Annotated in this window: 18 protein-coding genes; 9 read left to right on the top strand and 9 right to left on the bottom strand. The window is 45.4% G+C overall.

Annotation, left to right across the window (positions count from 1 at the left end):
• Nucleotides 1-23 precede the first annotated feature (23 nt).
• Nucleotides 24-1,724, bottom strand: coding sequence for a peptide MFS transporter (locus K1Y79_RS14890; RefSeq protein WP_220250963.1), 1,701 nt, complete (start codon nt 1,722-1,724; stop codon nt 24-26).
• A 205-nt stretch (nt 1,725-1,929) separates the two neighbouring features.
• Here K1Y79_RS14890 and purD point away from each other — a divergent pair, with 205 nt between their 5' ends.
• From purD to K1Y79_RS14855, 7 genes are all read left to right on the top strand, one after another.
• Nucleotides 1,930-3,207, top strand: coding sequence for a phosphoribosylamine--glycine ligase (purD, locus tag K1Y79_RS14885; protein WP_220250962.1), 1,278 nt, complete (start codon nt 1,930-1,932; stop codon nt 3,205-3,207).
• Nucleotides 3,208-3,570: 363 nt separating this feature from the next.
• On the top strand, nt 3,571-4,593 hold the full coding sequence (locus K1Y79_RS14880) for a rod shape-determining protein (protein WP_012787871.1): 1,023 nt from the start codon (nt 3,571-3,573) through the stop codon (nt 4,591-4,593).
• 63 nt (nt 4,594-4,656) lie between these two features.
• On the top strand, nt 4,657-5,544 hold the full coding sequence (gene mreC / locus K1Y79_RS14875; RefSeq protein WP_220250961.1) for a rod shape-determining protein MreC: 888 nt from the start codon (nt 4,657-4,659) through the stop codon (nt 5,542-5,544).
• Nucleotides 5,541-6,050 (top strand): rod shape-determining protein MreD, encoded by a 510-nt coding sequence (gene mreD / locus K1Y79_RS14870; RefSeq protein ID WP_220250960.1) that lies wholly within the window; start codon nt 5,541-5,543, stop codon nt 6,048-6,050. Before mreC ends, mreD begins: the two co-directional genes overlap by 4 nt.
• 197 nt (nt 6,051-6,247) lie before the next feature.
• Complete coding sequence (gene mrdA / locus K1Y79_RS14865) at nt 6,248-8,203, top strand: penicillin-binding protein 2 (RefSeq protein ID WP_220250959.1); 1,956 nt, start codon at nt 6,248-6,250, stop codon at nt 8,201-8,203.
• Nucleotides 8,204-8,209: 6 nt separating this feature from the next.
• Nucleotides 8,210-9,499, top strand: coding sequence for a rod shape-determining protein RodA (gene rodA / locus K1Y79_RS14860; RefSeq protein WP_220250958.1), 1,290 nt, complete (start codon nt 8,210-8,212; stop codon nt 9,497-9,499).
• 17 nt (nt 9,500-9,516) lie between these two features.
• Nucleotides 9,517-10,266: an MBL fold metallo-hydrolase gene (locus tag K1Y79_RS14855; RefSeq protein ID WP_236059638.1), complete on the top strand. Its 750-nt coding sequence runs from the start codon at nt 9,517-9,519 to the stop codon at nt 10,264-10,266.
• Between the two features lie 180 nt (nt 10,267-10,446).
• Here K1Y79_RS14855 and K1Y79_RS14850 read toward each other — a convergent pair whose 3' ends face one another.
• The 8 genes from K1Y79_RS14850 to K1Y79_RS14815 all read right to left on the bottom strand — a co-directional run bounded on the left by K1Y79_RS14850 (nt 10,447) and on the right by K1Y79_RS14815 (nt 17,543).
• On the bottom strand, nt 10,447-10,920 hold the full coding sequence (locus K1Y79_RS14850) for a hypothetical protein (RefSeq protein ID WP_220250957.1): 474 nt from the start codon (nt 10,918-10,920) through the stop codon (nt 10,447-10,449).
• Nucleotide 10,921: 1 nt separating this feature from the next.
• Nucleotides 10,922-11,857 carry a hypothetical protein gene (locus K1Y79_RS14845; protein ID WP_220250956.1) on the bottom strand — a complete coding sequence of 312 codons (936 nt, stop codon included), beginning with the start codon at nt 11,855-11,857 and terminating at the stop codon, nt 10,922-10,924.
• Nucleotides 11,858-11,958: 101 nt separating this feature from the next.
• Nucleotides 11,959-12,510: an RNA polymerase sigma factor gene (locus K1Y79_RS14840; RefSeq protein WP_220250955.1), complete on the bottom strand. Its 552-nt coding sequence runs from the start codon at nt 12,508-12,510 to the stop codon at nt 11,959-11,961.
• Nucleotides 12,511-12,587: 77 nt separating this feature from the next.
• Entirely contained in the window at nt 12,588-13,550 is a 963-nt protein-coding gene (locus K1Y79_RS14835; protein WP_220250953.1) for a transketolase family protein, read from the bottom strand.
• Nucleotides 13,551-13,595: 45 nt separating this feature from the next.
• The gene (galE, locus tag K1Y79_RS14830; RefSeq protein WP_220250951.1) at nt 13,596-14,624 is read right to left on the bottom strand and encodes a UDP-glucose 4-epimerase GalE; all 1,029 of its coding nucleotides are present in this window, start codon (nt 14,622-14,624) and stop codon (nt 13,596-13,598) included.
• A 156-nt stretch (nt 14,625-14,780) separates the two neighbouring features.
• Nucleotides 14,781-15,650, bottom strand: a complete 870-nt coding sequence (gene rfbA, locus K1Y79_RS14825; protein WP_220250950.1) for a glucose-1-phosphate thymidylyltransferase RfbA — start codon at nt 15,648-15,650, stop codon at nt 14,781-14,783.
• A gap of 183 nt (nt 15,651-15,833) precedes the next feature.
• On the bottom strand, nt 15,834-16,838 hold the full coding sequence (locus tag K1Y79_RS14820) for an inorganic phosphate transporter (protein WP_220250948.1): 1,005 nt from the start codon (nt 16,836-16,838) through the stop codon (nt 15,834-15,836).
• Nucleotides 16,839-16,889: 51 nt separating this feature from the next.
• The gene (locus tag K1Y79_RS14815; RefSeq protein WP_220250947.1) at nt 16,890-17,543 is read right to left on the bottom strand and encodes a DUF47 domain-containing protein; all 654 of its coding nucleotides are present in this window, start codon (nt 17,541-17,543) and stop codon (nt 16,890-16,892) included.
• Nucleotides 17,544-17,792: 249 nt separating this feature from the next.
• On the opposite strand from K1Y79_RS14815, the gene K1Y79_RS14810 reads away from it, so the two are divergent.
• Both K1Y79_RS14810 and K1Y79_RS14805 read left to right on the top strand, forming a co-directional pair.
• Nucleotides 17,793-18,629 carry a UDP-2,3-diacylglucosamine diphosphatase gene (locus K1Y79_RS14810; RefSeq protein WP_220250946.1) on the top strand — a complete coding sequence of 279 codons (837 nt, stop codon included), beginning with the start codon at nt 17,793-17,795 and terminating at the stop codon, nt 18,627-18,629.
• 160 nt (nt 18,630-18,789) lie between these two features.
• Nucleotides 18,790-19,200: a hypothetical protein gene (locus K1Y79_RS14805; RefSeq protein ID WP_220250944.1), complete on the top strand. Its 411-nt coding sequence runs from the start codon at nt 18,790-18,792 to the stop codon at nt 19,198-19,200.
• Nucleotides 19,201-19,376 lie beyond the last annotated feature (176 nt).

The following is a 19,376-nucleotide window of genomic DNA, read 5'->3' as shown; positions in this document are numbered from 1 at the left end:
ATTAGTATGATTATCAGTTGCTTTTAGTAAGCGCCTGTTTTTTCTTTTACTACCTGTGCAATCCACTTGCTGATCAGCAGCATCACCACACCTGCCACTGCCGCAGATATTACCAGTATCAGGAAGTATAGTTTCTTGTCATGAAATTCGTCCCAGAAGGTAGCCATCAGACCTGCTACCTTACCTGCTATAGCGTTTACCAGGTACCAGCCTCCCATCATAAGGGCAGTTACACGTGGCGGTGACAGTTTGGATACCATGGACAGTCCGATCGGACTAACCAGGATTTCACCCACGGTAAATACTGCGTAGGTACCAAAGAGCCATGCCATAGAAGTTTTATCCAGGTATACGTTAGTCATGGATGCCGCAATCACCATCAGCAGTGACGAAGCCCCGGCCAGGAATATACCCATAGCGATTTTTACGGGAGTAGTAGGCTCTTTACCGCGTTTAGCCAGCCAGCCAAACAGGCCTACCACCATCAGGGAGAAAGCTACGATAAAGAACGGGTTAATAGACTGGAAGATCTCAGTAGAGATCAGTCTCATTTTACCGTCTTTAGGCCATTCTTCTTTAGGCAGGTTCTGGAAGTAAAGGTCCGGACCTTGTGTTTCGACTACTTTCCCACTGCCGTCAGTTACAGCACGGAAGTGCTCGTCTACCTGTGTTACAGTATGTGGGTCGGTAGTAACCGTCTGCAGCATACCCAGTGGTTTAGCTGCTTCTTCCATTCCGGCAGACATGGAGCGGTCGGTATACTGGTCAGCCCAGATTGTAAGACCGGTACTGTTCTGGTTATAGATCACCCAGAATACGATGGCTACAGCGAAGAAGGCCAGCAGGGCTCCGAGTCCGCGTTTGTCTTCGTGTTTCTTGGAAGTGGTATATAACCGGATATAGAAAATGATGATAGGGACACATGCAAACATGAAGGCATCGTTAGAGCGGGTATGGAACAGGGTATGCCCCAGGATGTCGTTCATGAAGTAACCCAGGGTAGCAGCGATGATAGCTGGCAGGAACACGAGGGATACGATTTTGCCGATAGGCATATCTTCGGGAGAAGGCTCTTTTCTGATATCGCCGGCAGCAATTACTTTCTGGTTGGTTGCGAAGATGACAAGTCCGATCAGCATTCCTACACCGGCAGCTGCGAAGGCATGGCCCCAGCCGTAGTGGTTACGAAGGTAAGCCGCTACGAAGTTACAGATGAAGGCTCCGATGTTTACACCCATGTAGAAGATGTTGTAGGCAACGTCTTTCTTTGAGCGGAGGTCTTCCCGGTTGTAGATGTTACCCAGGATGGTACCGATGTTTGGTTTGAAGAAGCCATTACCAATAATGATCAGGCCAAGTGCCACGTACATGGCCATATCTCCCGGTACTGCCAGGCAGAAATAGCCGGCGGCGAGTAGCAGGCCGCCCAATAGTACTGCTTTGCGGTATCCCAGATAGCGGTCAGCCATGAGGCCACCGAGGAAGGGAGAGAGATACACTAATGCGATATAGGAACCGACGAGATCGGCCGCTTTGGTGGTGTCAAGTCCTTTACCGCCATTAGACGCGGGGTCTACGAGGTAGAGGAAGAAGATACCGATCATCAGGTAATAGCCGAAGCGTTCCCACATTTCTGTAAAAAAGAGTACATATAATCCTTTGTGGTGCCCCTTCCCCTTAGAGGACGGCGAGATTACAGGCTGCTCAACAGCAGATTGAGTCATAATAGGTACGTTTAGTTTTTTTGTTGTTTATGGTGTTAGTCAGTCGTCCGAATCCGGCAAGTTAAATAAATTCAGCTTTTTATAAGGTAAAATGGTGTTTTTGGTTAAATTTTGGCCTTTCTTTGCAAAAAATTTGGAAGAACGGGGCAGATTGACCAGGTGGATGTTATTTTAAACGCGTAAGCGAATTTTTTTATTTTTTCATATGAAGATATTACTACTTGGAAGCGGCGGTCGTGAACACGCCCTGGCTTGGAAAATGGCACAGAGCACTTATTGTGAACAGTTGTTTATTGCCCCCGGGAATGCGGGTACTGCCCAATATGGCCAGAACCTGGACATTGCTGTTTCTGATTTTGAGAAAATAAAGACTTTCTGCGTTGACAATGGCATTTCCCTAGTAGTGCCAGGTTCTGAAGAGCCGCTGGTAAAAGGTATTTACGATTACTTTCAGCAGGATGCTGCTTTACAGCATATTCCGGTAATGGGCCCATCTGCCCTGGGTGCACAGCTGGAAGGCAGTAAAGCATTTGCGAAGCAGTTCATGCAGCGTCATAACATCCCTACTGCCGCTTACCGCGAGTTTAGTGAGGAGACGTATGAAGAAGGTGTTGCATATCTGCGTAGTCATTCCCTGCCGATTGTATTGAAGGCTGACGGGCTGGCGGCGGGTAAAGGTGTTGTGATCGTGAGTGATCATGAAGAAGCTGTGGCCGAGTTTACACAGATGATCAAGGATGCGAAGTTTGGCGATGCAAGTAAGAAAGTGGTAATTGAGCAGTTTCTGACAGGAATAGAGTTATCAGTATTTGTACTGACAGATGGTCGTTCCTACAGGATATTGCCTACTGCAAAAGATTATAAAAGGATCGGTGAAGGCGATACTGGTCTGAATACCGGTGGCATGGGGGCAGTTTCACCTGTACCATTTGCTGACAAAGCATTCATGCAGCTGGTGGAAGATCAGGTAATACGTCCTACAGTAGCAGGATTGGAGAAAGAGCAGATTGCGTACAACGGGTTTATCTTCTTCGGGTTGATCAAGGTAGATGGAGAACCATTTGTGATTGAATACAACTGTCGTATGGGAGACCCTGAAACAGAAGTGGTGATGCCACGTCTGCAGAATGATCTGCTGGAATTATTCAAGGCTGTGAATGAAGGTACATTGTCATCACAGACGATCTATGAAGATGCCCGTGTGGCAACGACAGTTATGCTGGTAGCAAAAGGCTATCCGGAGGCATATGAGAAAGGAAAGGTAATCAGCAACATACCGGCGCCTACGCAGGATCAGCTGGTGTTTCAGGCAGGTACCCGTGCAGCCGGAGAGGACATCCTCACCAATGGAGGCCGTGTACTGACTATTACATCCCTGGCAGCTGATCTGGGCATTGCGTTGACCCACAGCCGGCAGACTGCTGAAATTATTGACTTTGAAGGTAAATATTACAGGAGGGATATTGGTTACGAGTTCGTGTAGCAGATGTTCATTTGCGCCTTTCGCGCCTGCACGGCGCGAAAAGTGTAGTCTGAGCCAGTGTCCCGGTGAGGATCGGGAGGGACCATGGGGATGGTCCGGTTAGAGCATAACTCATTCATACAGAGTATACAATAAGCACAAACAATTTTTCGTTTAAGCGTTTTCGAGAGTCATTACTATGCCGGCTGTTGCCTTGTCATTAACTGTCATAACTCATTAACCGGCTCATCAGATCCTCAGGTACAATAAATAGTATTTTTTAATATTATAGTTGTATTATTGAGAAAACATACAATTTTAAGATTGTATATTCGTTGGAATTATTCATTTTTGCACACAATAATATTTTGACCATATTAAGCAATGGGGTTCTTTAATTTTTTAACACAGGAAATAGCGATTGACTTAGGTACAGCTAATACGCTGATCATTCACAATGACCAGGTGGTGGTGGATGAACCTTCCATTGTTGCTATAGAACGCGCAAGCGGTAAAATCGTGGCGGTAGGGAAGAAGGCCATGATGATGCACGAGAAAACACACGAGTACCTGCGTACGATCCGTCCGTTAAAAGATGGTGTGATAGCCGACTTTAACGCGGCTGAAGGTATGCTGCGAGAGATGATCAAACTGGTGTATCCCAAAAAGCCCTTATTCTCCCCGAGCTGGCGTATGGTTATCTGCATACCCTCCAGCATTACAGAAGTAGAAAAACGCGCCGTACGCGACTCTGCTGAACAGGCAGGTGCGAAGGAAGTGTTCCTTATACATGAACCAATGGCCGCTGCATTAGGTATCGGCATCGATGTGGAAGAACCTGTAGGTAACATGATTATCGATATCGGAGGTGGTACCACCGGTATTTCTGTAATCGCCCTGGCAGGTATCGTTTGTGACCAGAGTATCCGTATCGCCGGTGATGAATTTACCGCTGATATCATGGAAGCACTGCGTCGCTACCATAGCCTCCTGATCGGTGAGAGAACTGCAGAACAGATCAAGATCCAGATCGGGTCCGCTCTGAAAGAACTGGATAATCCACCAGATGACGTGGCTGTAAATGGTCGTGACCTTGTAACAGGTATCCCTAAACAGATCATGGTATCTTACCAGGAAGTAGCCGAAGCACTGGATAAATCTATCTTCAAGATCGAAGAAGCTATCCTGAAAGCCCTTGAAACCACGCCTCCTGAGCTGGCAGCAGATATCTACCGCAGAGGTCTGTACCTGACAGGCGGTGGTGCATTGCTCCGCGGTCTGGATAAACGTCTCACTCAAAAGATTAAATTACCTGTACACGTAGCGGATGATCCATTACGTGCGGTGGTAAGAGGTACCGGTATCGCACTGAAACACGTAGGTAAGTATCCTTTCCTCATGCAATAAAATCAGGAAATGTCCAGGGCCGCTTAGCTGTCCTGGACATCTTCTACCAAGAAAATAAGTCCTGTGCGTAATCTCATCATTTTCTTTAGGCGCTATTTTAATTTTTTTCTGTTTCTGCTGCTGGAAGTGATTTGTATTGTGCTGGTATTCCGGAACAACGATATTCAGAAATCAGCCTACCTCAACTCAGCCAATAGTTTAAGCGCCAGATTATACGAGCGTTACAACAATGTGGAATATTACTTCCACCTTAAAGCTACTAACGATAGCCTGGTGAAAGAAAATGCCCGCCTCCATAATATGCTGCGCACCAGCTTCGATAGCGTTACCATTAACAATATTGTAAAAACGGATACCATCCGTCACTATAGCACTGATACTACCCGTAAGGTGATCGGTTCTGAAGTACGCCGTTATCTGTACAAAGAAGCTAAAGTGGTAAACAACAGCGTTAATAATCCGATTAACTACATCACCATCAGACGCGGTAGCGCTGACGGTATTAAGCCGAATATGGGTGTAGTTGGACCGGGCGGTGTTGTGGGTGTTGTCCGTAGTGTGAATGAAAACTATGCCGTAGTACTGTCCCTCCTGGCTAAAGGAAGGAACTTTGGCTTCAGCGCCAGACTAAACTACAGCAAAGAAATGGGTACCGTACGCTGGTACGGTGGAGAAGCCGGATATGCAGTAATGGAAGATGTACCGAAAAGTGTAAAACTCATCAAAGGAGATACTGTAGTAACCAGTGGTTACTCTGCCCTCTTCCCTGAAAATATCCCTATCGGCTACGTAGAATCCTATGCCCTTGCCGATAAATCCAGTACCTCTTATACCATCAGGATCAAACTGGCTACCAACTTTTATAACCTTCAGTACGTATATGTCATTGACAATATGCTGAAGGAGGAACAACAATCTTTAGAAGATTCAACCTACAGGCTGATTAAATGAGTATACTGTTAAGAAATATTATCCGCTTCGTGCTCTTACTGCTGTTGCAGGTATTTGTACTGAATAATATCCTGCTGCACCAGCTGGTCGGACTTAACCTGTATATGTTGTTCGTACTGTTGCTGCCATTTAACCTGCCCCGTCCGGCGCTTATGCTGCTGGCATTGCTGATGGGCCTTGGTATGGACATGTTCATGAACACCATGGGTATGCACGCTGCTGCATGCATATTTATTGCTTACCTGCGCCCTTTCATCATTAACATATTATCACCACAGGGAGGTTTTGAAACAACCCAGAAAACACCTTCCATGACCAGCATGGGGGTTTCCCAATTCCTGACCTATATCGCAATACTTGTATTTTTGCACAATCTGGTGTATTTCCCACTGGAAGTGTTCAGCTTTGCAAGCTTTTTCTACCTGCTTTTGAAGATCCTATTATCAACAGCTGCCAGTATCCTGCTGATTGTGCTGTATGAATTATTGTTCTTTTCCAGGAAGTAGGCCGGGAACCAGAAGAAAGACCATATTTTTTGAGAGATTATGTTTTGTTAATTATAAGAACAATAAACCGAAGCACAGAACGTATATCTATCTTTAAGAAGGAATAGTAAGTTTATTTTTAAAGCAACAGGTCGCTTGCTTCATCTTTCTGCCAGACGGTGGGGGAGGCCGTGAAGTGGCCACATTATTCAGCGTAAATGTCTGTTTATAATCAGCCCAGGAAAAGAGTCATTCAGTTCATTATCCTAGGAATGGTCATACTGATCATTACCAGGTTATTCTTTCTGCAGATTGTCGAAAAGAAATACTCCAAGCTTGCAGATGCCAACGCCGTACTCCGCAAAGTGGTATATCCCAGCCGTGGAATTATCTATGACCGCAAAGGCCGTAGTATCCTTAGTAATGATGCTATGTATGACCTCGTGGTTACTCCTATCAGCGTTAAAGGGATAGATACTACCTATATGTGCGAAATCCTTCGCATTGATAAAGAGGAGTTTAGAAAACGTATCACTACCGCTATCATCAAAAACGGCAGCCGCCGCGTCTCCATATTTTACCCCCTGCTGCCCCCCGATATGTTCGGCCGCCTGCAGGAAAGTATGTATATGTTCCAGCCAGGCTTTGAGCTGGTGCAACGTCAGATCCGCTCCTACCCTTTTAACGCCGCCGCCAATATCCTTGGCTATATCGGCGAAGTATCCCCTCAGATGCTGCAAAAACCGGCATATAGCGCCTATAATCAGGGCGATTATCTGGGGATGACTGGTCTGGAGAGAACCTACGAAAGTGTATTAATGGGCCAACGCGGTATCCAGTACCTTGTAAAAGATAACCTGAACCGCCCGCAAGGCCCTTACGAAAAAGGGGAGTTTGATACTGCCGCCATCGCTGGTAAAAACCTGCGCCTGTCACTGGATGTCGATCTGCAGGTATTAGGAGAACAGCTGATGCGTAATAAGATCGGTAGTATCGTAGCCATCGATCCGCGTACGGGCGGTATCCTGACCATGGTCAGCGCCCCGACCTTCGACCCGAACCTGCTTACTGGTTCATATCGTACCCGAAACTTCAGCCGCCTCTTTACAGATACAACCAAGCCACTGTTCAACCGTGCTATCCAGGCAGGCTACCCACCAGGGTCTGCTATGAAGCCGCTGACGGCACTGATTGCACTCGATGAAGGCGTAATTACTCCCAGCTTCGGTTTCCCGTGTGGTGGTGCCTATACCTATTGCGGCCGTGCAATTGCCTGTACGCACCATAATGCCGGTCACGCAGCTAACCTGCGTCTGGCCATTGCCAACTCATGTAACGCTTATTTCGTCCATCTCTATCGCATGGAGGTAGATGCCGCAAAGTGGGGTGGTGTAAAAAAAGGACACCAGCACTGGCATGACTATATATCCTCCTTCGGTCTCGGACATAAACTCGGTATAGACATACCGGGTGAATCCGGCGGTAAAGCAATTGACACTGCTGGTATGAATAAACTGTACCGCGGCCAATGGAACTCCTGCTCTGAACTTTATGTGGGTATGGGCCAGGGCCAGGTAGTGGCTACACCACTGCAGATGGCCAATGCCATGTGTATCATCGCCAATAAAGGCTTCTACTACCTGCCGCATTTCGTTGACAAAATTGACAACGATGATACTGAGCTTCTTAAGAAATATAAGGAGAAACATACCGTAGCAAAAGTCTCCGACTCCTCCTATATGCCAGTAATATATGGTATGCAGGACGTTGTGGATAAAGGTACTGGTGTGTCAGCAAGAATAGAAAACGAGATTGTTTGTGGTAAGACAGGTACGGCAGAGAACAATGCCATCGTAAATGGTAAACTGACTAAACTGAAGAACCACTCCGTATTCGTAGCCTTCGCTCCCAGAGATAATCCGAAGATCGCTATTGCAGTAATTGTGGAAAACGCCGGTTATGGTAGTACCTACGCTGCGCCAATCGCAAGTCTGATCATGGAGAAATACCTGCATGATACTATATCTGTGAAACGCAAGCCACAGATGAAGACCTTGCTGGAATACAATACGCTCGACCCGGTAGTGCGGGAGAAATCAAAACTGGACTCCCTAAACGGGGCCAGCGCTAAAATGACATCTGATCAGATACTTAAACAATACTTCAGGGATTAATCAGTTATGAACCGTCGGCAGCAAATAAAATTGACAGAAGGTATTGACTGGCCTATCATGGGTCTTTACCTCGGTATAGTGATGGTGGGCCTGTTATCGATCTTCGCAGCTGAATACAGGGAAGGCGATAACATCTGGGGTGATATCATCCACCTCAATAAAAACTATTCCCGCCAGCTGATGTGGCTGGGTGTATCCGCAGTACTGGCAACCATCATCTGGCTGACAGACAGTAAATTCTTCACCGCCACAGCTAATCTGCTGTATGCAGGAGGTATATTGCTGCTATTGCTGGTATTGGGTATTGGTAAAGATGTAAAAGGTTCGCACTCCTGGCTGGTAATTGGTGGTTTCCAGTTTCAGCCTGCTGAGCTGACAAAGCTCTGTACTAACCTGGCTATTGCTAAATACCTGTCATCCCTGGAAACTGACTTTACTAAACTGCGTTCCAGGCTGATCGCGGTATCTCTGGCAATGATTCCATGTGTTATCATTATCCTGCAGTCTGAAACAGGTCTTGCACTGGTATATTTCTCATTTTTCCTCGTGATGTACAGGGAAGGGCTGCCAGGCGTATTACTCGTTATCGCATTCTCAGGGATTGTACTCGTACTGTCGGCTCTGCTGGTAGATAAGAACATTCTCTTCATTATATTCTCCGTCATTACGATGCTGGTTGTCTACTTCAGCCGGAGGGAAATCAAACGTAACCGTTCCAGGCTGGCATTAATACTTGGTATATGGGCCTTCTGTTCGGTGTTTGTAATGTTTATAGTACCCTTCGCCTTTACCAAAGTCCTGAAAGACTACCAGGTACGCCGTATTGAAGTAATGCTGGGTAAGGAAAATGACCCCAAGGCAACTTATAATACGCGTCAAAGTATGATCGCCATCGGTTCCGGCGGCATTATTGGAAAAGGGTACCTCAAAGGCACCCAGACCCGTTACGACTTCGTACCTGAACAGAGTACTGACTTTATCTTCTGTACCGTTGGTGAAGACTTTGGCTTTGTAGGCTCAATCATATTCATAGGCCTATACGTAGCCCTCCTCTTACGGATCATTTTTGTGGCTGAACGACAGCGATCGACATTCAGCCGGGTATATGCCTACGGGGTGGCCAGTATTATTTTCTTCCATATGGCCATCAATATTTCGATGACTATCGGTCTTGCACCGGTAATTGGTATTCCTTTACCACTGGTCAGTTACGGAGGTTCTTCCCTGATGACGTTTACGATGCTTATCTTCATCATGCTGCGTTTGGATGCCGACAGGCAGATGGTTTTACGATAGTTGCCTATCTTTGGTGAATGGCACGTATTATACCACTATCAGAAGGGGCTTTTACAGTAGACGCGACAAAGAAGTTTATTCCGTACGATCCTCAGAAAGACAATATGCAGCAACGTACCGGCGGTTCCCTGCTGGTCGAGATCCAGCCTTTCCTGGTCATCACTGATCAGGATTATATACTCCTGGATGCCGGCCTGGGCTACCGTAACGAAGACGGTGTATTGCAGATCCACCAGCATCTGATCAATAATGGCGTTAATCCGATGGATATTACTAAAGTGTTGATGAGCCACCTCCATAAAGATCATTCAGGTGGTATCTCGGTTGTAGATCCTGTTTCCGGACAACGCAGCCTCAGCTTTCCACATGCTACTTATTATGTGAATGCACAGGAAATGCAGTATGCACTGGACAACGACGGTAAATCTTACCTGGCAGAAGACGTACGTATCCTGAAGGAACGTGATAATGTTGTCTTTACAGAAGGTAATGGTGTCATTGACGGATATATTACTTACGAGATTACTGGCGGTCACTGCCCTTATCATCAGACATTCCTGATCGATACCGGCGATGACAAGATCTTCTTCGGTGGAGATGAAGCACCACAGGTATCCTACCTGAAGCGTCGTTTCGCTGCCAAATATGATTACGATGGCAAGAAAGGAATGGAATTACGTGAGCAGTTCAAGGAAAGAGGTACTCGCGATGGATGGACTTTCCTTTACTATCATGACTCCAAGGTGCCGTTCGGCAAGTTTCAGTAATCTATAAAGCCAATGGCCGGTTGTATAGCTGGTTTGTAGCCAATGTCGGCTACCAGGCAAAAGAATACATTATATGCTCTATTTGGACAACACTGCATGGTGTAACTTATAATAAAAGGCCCTGATCTTCTTAGATCAGGGCCTTTGTATTTATGACTTTTGTGTGTTCCTGTAATGTCTTTATTGTCTGAAGCGTCTGGCACCGGGGCCGTTCACATTCCTGCTTTGTCTGTCCTTCATTGCGCGAATCAATTCGTGGCGGAACTCTCTCTCTGACCTGAATACATTTCCTGCTTTGGCGGCAGGTAATACTTTCTGAAATTCCTGGCTATAATGTGTTTTTATATCCAGCATTCTACGCTCATACCCTAATTCTTTCTGGTCAGTGGGCTGATTGGCAGTTTTCTGGCCAGCATTATGCTTGCGGCGTTCTGCTATCAGGATCTCGACTTCTTTTGTGTATTTATTATATAAGGGCCAGAATTTTTGTGCTTCATCAGGGGTCAGGTCGAGTTTCTGCGACAGATATGCAATTTCTGCTGCGCGGATACGGTCCTTCATCTGATCGTCACTACCCTGCTGCGCACGGCTAGCCGGAGGGCGGCAAAACAATGTGAGAACAATAAATATAGAAAGTGTGTAAAAATGTTTCATCTCAATTCTCGGTTAGGCTTTCTTTTAACAAACCGGTGTTATCTAAATAGTGTTGAATGGCTTCTGCAGGTAATTCGTCTACTTCCGTGATATTGTTACTTTCTTCCGCAATGGGATCGTAAATGGCCAGTTCTTCTCTATCAAAAGCGTCTGTGTGGGATTGCAGGTAGTCCATGATTTCCTGATCGCTGACATTTACCAGGGCATTTTCTACTGTGCTGATAGAGCGATTATTGTCTCTCACAAAGAAAAGTGTGCTGATACTTACTGTGGCTATCAGGCTGGCTGCAATAGCCAGTTTGATATAACGGCGGGTATTCATCTTCCTGATCACTGGCGCAGGGGCCTGTGGGTAAGACTGGTCATATGTAACAGTTGCAGGTATTGCAGTAACAGGCGCTGCAATGGTCGCCATGATTTCAGTTGTGAGGTTGTCAAAATAGCCGGCAGGTGCAGACAGTGGATGTGTCCTGGGCATGTCCGCAAGCAAAGGTGACAGCGAAGACAGCTCCTCTTCCACCTCAGTTGTACGGATCTTTTGCAGGAGCTGAGCTGGCAACTGACTGAAGTATTCGTCCGGGGCTGACAGAGGGAACGCTTTCGGCAAACCGGACAGGAAAGCTGATTGTTCTTCTTCAGCTAAACTCGTTGTGTGCGCTGCGGCAGCTATATTGAGTAAAATATTGTGCGATAATTGGTTGAAATAATCCGGAGGTATAGATAAAGAAACGGATTTAGGTACCTCAGCCAGCAGCGGAGAGAGCGTTTCCAGCTCTTCGGCCACTTCTGCAGCATGTACCTTCTGGAGTATCTTTCCCGGCAGCTGATCGAAATACCCGGCAGGAACCTGTCCGAAGATAGGTTTAATGCCGATCCAGTCAGTCTGGGGAATGATGTCCCGCAGTTCGTTCGCAATATCGTTATCTCTGGATATCATACAGCTTTTAGACAGCGGAAGATAGTAATAGTTTAAAAAATTGTGGTTTCGTCTCTAAAAAAGTGTAATTCACCGCATAAAAGTACAAAGATGTCGCGTTTTCAGCTATTCCTTATGAACTCTTCTATCTTTTTTACGGCGTGGTGGTAGGAAGCTTTTAGTGCACCTTCCGAGGTATCTAATACACGGCTCATTTCTTCGTAAGGCATCTCATCATAATACCGTAGGTTAAAAACGATCCGCTGTTTTTCGGGTAACCCCAGTATGGCTTTCTGTAATTTCCATTCCAGTTTATTAGGATCGAACTGGGCATCTGCCTTTAGCGTATTACTAAGACCTGTTTCTACATCTGATAGTGAAACAGCATTGTTTTTCTTCTGCTTTTCGAGGAACGTCAGGCATTCATTCGTGGCTATCTTATATAACCAGGTATACAGCTGGGCATCCTCACGAAATCCTTCCAGGTTCTTCCAGACTTTCACAAATACATTCTGGAGTACATCATTGGCGTCGTCATGGTCGAGTACCAGCCGTCTTATATGCCAGTACAGCCGCTCCTGGTACTTCTGGATGATATACGTGAAACCCTTCTCCCTGGTGGCCGGGTCCCGGTATATAGCCAATAAAGTCTTGTCATCCTGCTGTATGCTCATTCTTAGGTTAAATGGTTTAAATAAAAAAAACCATCTGTAAGATGGCTTTTTTTACATAAAGTTTAATCTGAAGCAGATTATTTCTTCTTCCTTGCTATTGCTTTTTCAGCAGCAGCAACGATATGTTCTGCATCCAGACCATATTTTTTCAACAGGTCCAGTGGTTTACCACTTTCACCGAAAGTATCATTTGTACCTACGTATTCGATCGGAATTGGATGATTACGGGAAGCTACCTGTGCAATGCTGTCACCCAGACCGCCCAGCACATTATGCTCTTCCGCAGTTACCGCACAACCGGTTTTCTGGATAGAACGCAGTACTGCTTCTTCATCCAGCGGTTTAATAGTATGTATATTGATGATTTCTACGCTGTACCCCTTTTCTTCCAGGATCTTACCTGCTTCAACAGATAACCATACCATGTGACCGCAGGCGAACAGGGTAATATCTGTTCCTTCGTGCAGTACCTGGGCTTTACCTACCTCGAATTGCTGATCTTCTGGAGTGAAGTTAGGCCATTTCGGACGGCCAAAACGCAGGTACACAGGCCCTTCGTAGTCAGCAATTGCAATGGTAGCAGCTTTGGTCTGGTTGAAATCGCAAGGAACGATGACAGTCATACCAGGCAGCATTTTCATCATACCTATATCTTCGAGAATCTGGTGAGTAGCACCATCTTCACCGAGTGTCAGACCAGCGTGTGAGGCACAGATCTTAACGTTTTTGCCGGAATAGGCAACTGACTGGCGGATCTGGTCGTATACACGGCCGGTAGAAAAGTTTGCAAATGTAGTTGTATAAGGGATTTTACCACCGATGGTCATACCGGCAGCAATACCTATCATATTAGCTTCTGCGATACCTACTTGTACAAAGCGGTCAGGAAACTCCTTAATAAAGGCATTCAGTTTCATAGAACCCAACAGGTCGGCGGTCAGTGCGACTACATTCGGATTTTTACGCCCAGCTTCTAATATACCTTCTCCAAAGCCTGCGCGTGTCTCTTTCTCATTTAACGGTTTAATATCTTTTACCATAGCCTTTTATTAAGAATTGAGTCATAAATGTAAGAAATAAACTTTTTAATTACTAAGCACCCTGTCCCTTAAAGCAACTTCCCATTGCCAGGCGGTACGCATCATATCTTCGATGCCGGTATTCGCTTCCCAGCCTAGCAGTTCTTTGGCTTTGGTATTATTGGCATAGATGGCTATTACGTCTCCCGGACGGCGGGGGCCCAGCTCGTAGTTCAGTTTTACACCTGATATCTTTTCAAAAGCCTTGATTGCTTCCAGTACGGTTACTCCGTTGCCGGTTCCCAGGTTGAATACCTCACAGTTCTCTGTATTTTTCCCGGCCAGCAGATACTGCAGGGCTTTTGTATGGGCATTGGCAATATCCATGACATGGATATAATCACGTATGCAGGAGCCATCGCGAGTGTCATAATCGTGGCCAAACACAGTCAGTTTAGGCAACTTCCCGATAGCTGTCTGGGTGATGAACGGCACCAGATTGTCAGGACGGCCCAGCGGCAACTCTCCTATCAGTGCAGAAGGATGTGCGCCTACCGGATTGAAATAACGCAGTAATATGGACTGCGTATCATTCACTTTGCTGTAATCCCGGATGATCTGCTCGCCCATTTGTTTGGTACGGGCATATGGAGACTGAGCCTCCAGCAGCGGAGTGGTTTCTACTACCGGCAACTCAGTGGCATTGCCATATACAGAGCAGGAAGAAGAGAAAACCAGGTTCGGAATATTAAATTCTTTTACGCATTTCAGTACATTAACTACTGAAGCGAGGTTGTTATGGAAGTAAAATAACGGATCAGCTACAGATTCAGGTACTGTTTTAAGTGCTGCAAAGTGGATAACCCCTACGATATCCCTGTTTTCGTGGAATACTGCATGTGTATCTTCCAGGTTGCAAAGATCTACCTTGTAGTTGCGGATTTTTTTGCCTGTGATCTTTTCTACGCCTTCCAGTAATTGTGAGCTGCTACGAATATTACTGTCTACAGATACTACATCAAAGCCATTGTTAATCAGATCTACGATAGTGTGAGCGCCTATGTAACCACAACCACCGGTAACTAGAACCTTCATATGTCTTTATTTTAATTTATTTTTTCAGGATTAAGTACAATCAGATGTTAGCAAAGAATGATGCTACGTAATGCATCAGGGATATTAAATACTGAATGCTGCTTTACGAATGTACGCTTCCAAATCCGTAATTCGTAATCCCTCACCGGCAAATTGTCACAGTTTCTGCTCAATCACTTTCTCCAGGTACTGACCATAACCACTTTTCAACAATGGCTTGGCAAGCGCCTGCAGTTGCTCACGCGAAATAAAGCCCTGCCTGTAAGCAATTTCCTCAATACAGGCAATCTTGATACCCTGGCGCTGCTCAATTACCTGCACGAACTGTGATGCCTGCATCAGTGAATCAAACGTACCTGTATCCAGCCAGGCTGTACCCCTGGGCAAAATAGATACCTTCAGTTTACCACGGCGCAGGTACTCCCTGTTTACATCTGTGATCTCATACTCACCGCGCGCGCTTGGCTGCAACTGGGCTGCTATCTCAATTACGTCGTTATCATAAAAATACAGTCCCGGTACAGCATAACTGCTCTTAGGCTGAACTGGCTTCTCTTCGATTGATACTGCCTGCATCTTGCTATCAAATTCTACCACACCATAACGCTCAGGATCAGATACATGATAGGCATATACGATACCTCCTTCCGGCTTCGCATTATTTGCCAGCTGGGTACCCAGACCAGCTCCATAAAAGATATTATCTCCCAATACCAGGGCTACGCTGTCATCACCAATAAACTCACGGCCAATCACAAACGCCTGCGCCAACCCGTTAGGTTGCGGCTGCTCTGCATATTCCAGTTTCAGTCCCAGTTGTGAACCATCCCCGAATAAACGCTGAAAAGCAGGAAGGTCATGTGGTGTGGAAATAATCAGGATCTCCCTGATGCCTGCCAACATAAGCGTGGAAAGCGGGTAGTAAATCATTGGTTTGTCATATACCGGCATGATTTGTTTGCTGATAGCATAGGTAATGGGGTGCAGACGAGTTCCGGAACCTCCGGCCAGTATAATACCTTTCATAGTATTTATTATAATAATGAATAATAGATCTGGGTCTTTCAAAAGCCTTACAAAAATAGGGGGCTCCGTGATAAAAAAAAGGAAAAACTAAAAAAGGGAAGTATACAAAGAGAAAGCCCTCCGGTCATTTCATCGTCAGATGAGGATGCCGGAGGGCTGGTTATATGACTTATTCAACTGCTATCAAATGAACATATTCGCTATAAAATATACTACAGCGGCCAGTAAAGCACTGATAGGTATAGTGAGTATCCATGCCCAAAGCAGGCTAACCGTTACACCCCAGCGTACTGCTGATAAACGTTTAGTCGCCCCTACCCCGATGATAGAACCGGTAATGGTGTGGGTAGTACTTACAGGAATACCTAATGATTCTGTCATATATAGTGTTACCGCACCCGCAGTTTCTGCAGCTACACCTTCCAACGGCGTTACCTTGGTAATACGGGAACCCATGGTTTTTACAATCTTCCAGCCACCACTCATAGTACCCAGACCAATTGCAATGAAACAGGATAAAGGTACCCAGTTCGGAACCTGGGTTACATCTTCAATACTGCCATGAGCTACCAGGGCTGCTGCAATAATACCCATTACCTTCTGCGCATCGTTACCACCATGGGCAAGGCTCAATGCACCGGAGGAGACCAGCTGCAGACGTTTGAACCAGTTTTCCGCCCTGTAAGGGTTGGCCCTGCGGCATACGTTCATAATGATAATGGTAATTATAAAGGCAACCAGCATACCTATAAAGGGCGCCAGCGCAATAAAGTATATGATCGGCATTACCTTGCTGTAGTTGATCACATCAAATGAACCATGCGATGCCGCTACCGCCGCTCCTACGAAACCACCGATCAGGGTATGGGAAGAACTGGATGGTATACCGTACCACCAAGTCAGCAGGTTCCAGGTGATAGCTGCAATCAGTCCGCAAAGGATCACCTTCAGCGTGATGAACTGTTCAAATACGGATTTGGCAATAGTGTTACCTACCTTAAATTCACCATATACATATTTTGAGACGAAAAAGGCGGCAAAGTTGAATACTGCTGCCCATAGTACTGCCTGGAAGGGTGTCAGTACTTTTGTTGAAACTATAGTTGCTATAGAGTTAGCCGCATCATGAAAACCGTTAATATAATCGAATATAAACGCCAGTATGATGATCGTGACAAGTAAGGTCATTAGAAAGAAGTTTGCATTAAACAGGCTGTCTAAACATGCTTAATACGTTGATTATGCATATTTTATGATAATGGACTCTATCACATTGGCGCAATCTTCACATTTGTCTGTTGCGATCTCCAATGCCTGATACAGCTCACGCATTTTCAGCAGTTCTCCTGCATTGTTGGATTCTTTTTCAAAAAGGTCAGCAATCGCCATGTCATAAATGTCATCTGCGTGGTTTTCCAGACTGTTAATCCTTACGCAGGCATCTGTGATGTTACGCATGTTTGACATGGTCCGTAGCTCAGGGATAGCCTTGTGCAGCTCCTGGGTACCCTGGTAGATCAGGTCAGCCAGTTTACGAACGCTCTCGTTGATTTCATGCACTTTATACAGATCCAGCCTCTTCGCTGAACCATGGATATAGTCAGCTACGTCGTCCAATGTAGCTGCCAGGTGGTGAATGTCCTCGCGGTCAAATGGAGTAATGAAGTTCTGTCCCAGCTCCACGAAAATGCGATGTGTGAAATCGTCATTTTTGTGCTCCAGTCGCTCAATAAGATGGGTTTTATCCTTCCGTACTGACATATCTGATGTGGATACCAGCTCTACAAGCACTTTACCCATTTCTACCAGATTAGCAGCCACGTCTTCGAATAATGAATAGAAAACCCTGTCTTTCGGTATAAATAACTTTACAAAGGAATTGAAGCCTCCCATACTCTTTGTTTGAAATTTGGCGCAAAAATAGCTTTCCCCAGGCAATACCGCCAAGAAAAAATTATCCTTAATGATTCCTTAACACTGGATTAATATAAAAGTAATATAGCAATTTTTTCTTTGTATCGTGAAAAAAGGCTGTCTGAAAGCAGATGCAACCTGCGCCAGCAGTAGTTTTTGTCGCGATAAACCTATTTCCAAACCTAACCTAACAACTGTCCGGTTTTTTCGGTTCAATCCTTTTTAAAAATGTCTGAAAAACGCCCTCTCGATATCGTGGTCATATCTGACGTCCATCTCGGAATCTACGGCTGCCACGCTAAAGAATTAGTCCAATACCTGGACAGTATAGATCCTAAGATATTGGTTCTGAACGGAGATATCATTGATATCTGGCAGTTCAGCAAGCGCTACTTCCCTAAAGCCCATACCAAAGTGATCCGCCGGATACTCAAGATGACCGGAAAGGGAACTGATGTATACTATCTCACCGGCAACCACGACGAAGCACTTCGCAAATTCGCAGGCTTTGAACTCGGTAACCTCACTATCGATAATAAACTGATACTCGAAGTAGACGGTAAAAGACACTGGTTCTTCCACGGAGATGTCTACGACGTTACCATGAAGAACTCAAAATGGCTGGCTAAACTCGGTGGAAAAGGCTATGACCTGCTCATTATCCTCAACCGATTGGTTAACAACATCCTTGAACGCTTCGGTAAAGAAAAGATGAGCTTCTCCAAAAAAGTGAAACACGGTGTTAAGCAAGCCGTTAAATTCATCTCCGACTTTGAACAGGTCGTTGCCGAAATAGCAATCGATAAAGGATTCGATGTCGTATGCTGCGGCCACATCCATCAGCCCATCATCAAAGAAATGGAACATAACGGTAAAACCGTCACCTATCTGAACTCCGGCGACTGGGTAGAAAGCCTGACCTCACTGGAATATACCAACGGTCAATGGAGCCTCTACCAGTACCCCGTATCCAAAACCCGCGTCGTATTACCAGAAGAAGAAGAAGATCCAACCATAATCCCATGGGGCGACATCTCCAAGGTGATCAGCTTCCCCCAGCAATAACTTATATATAAGTAGCTGTTATTTAACATTATTTTATGATATGATAACACCTTCTTAATATTCACTTAATACTGGGCCAGTATGTTTGTATCGTTATAATTAAAAAGAATAACACCAACGCATCAGTAGTAAGACTGGTAATGCTAACACAAATAGTAAGATGAAAGTATTGAAGTTACATCCTCAAATGACAGTATCCCTGCTGCAAATGCAGTTTCAGAAACTGCTTTCCTGCAATATCGCAGTATACATGCGCAACTCACCGGCTAATGCTTTTGATACCCTCGAAGCTGCCGGCTTCCTCGAACAGATCATGATCGAATTTCCAATCGATGAAACATTAAGCCTCCGGGAGTTTGAAGAAGAACTCGAAGACAAATTCAATTTCACACTGGAACTTTGTAATAAAGATCATAAGCCATTTACAAACAAAAGTATGCACCTCTTCCAGTTGATCTCATCCCTTTCAGATGGTATTAAGAACAACCCGGAATACAACACCCAGCTGGATATCACCATCGACCGATTGCTGAATAACAATCGTCAGGGCCCCCAGCAAATAGCCTGCTAACCTGGTGTAGCATTACCATATCCCTATCCCGACCTATTATGAGCTATCCTGTAACCTGCACTCTCGCTGCCGTGTTAACTATTTTTTAATCATTCCTTAACAATTAACATTCTGGTAACCTTGCTGTAACAATGCGGTAACACAGCCTCAATAGTTTTGCGCCAGTAATTCAATCA

Origin of the sequence: Chitinophaga rhizophila (assembly GCF_019492185.1) — a bacterium.
Lineage (GTDB): Bacteria > Bacteroidota > Bacteroidia > Chitinophagales > Chitinophagaceae > Chitinophaga > Chitinophaga rhizophila.
This window is presented reverse-complemented; position numbering and strand designations above follow the sequence as displayed.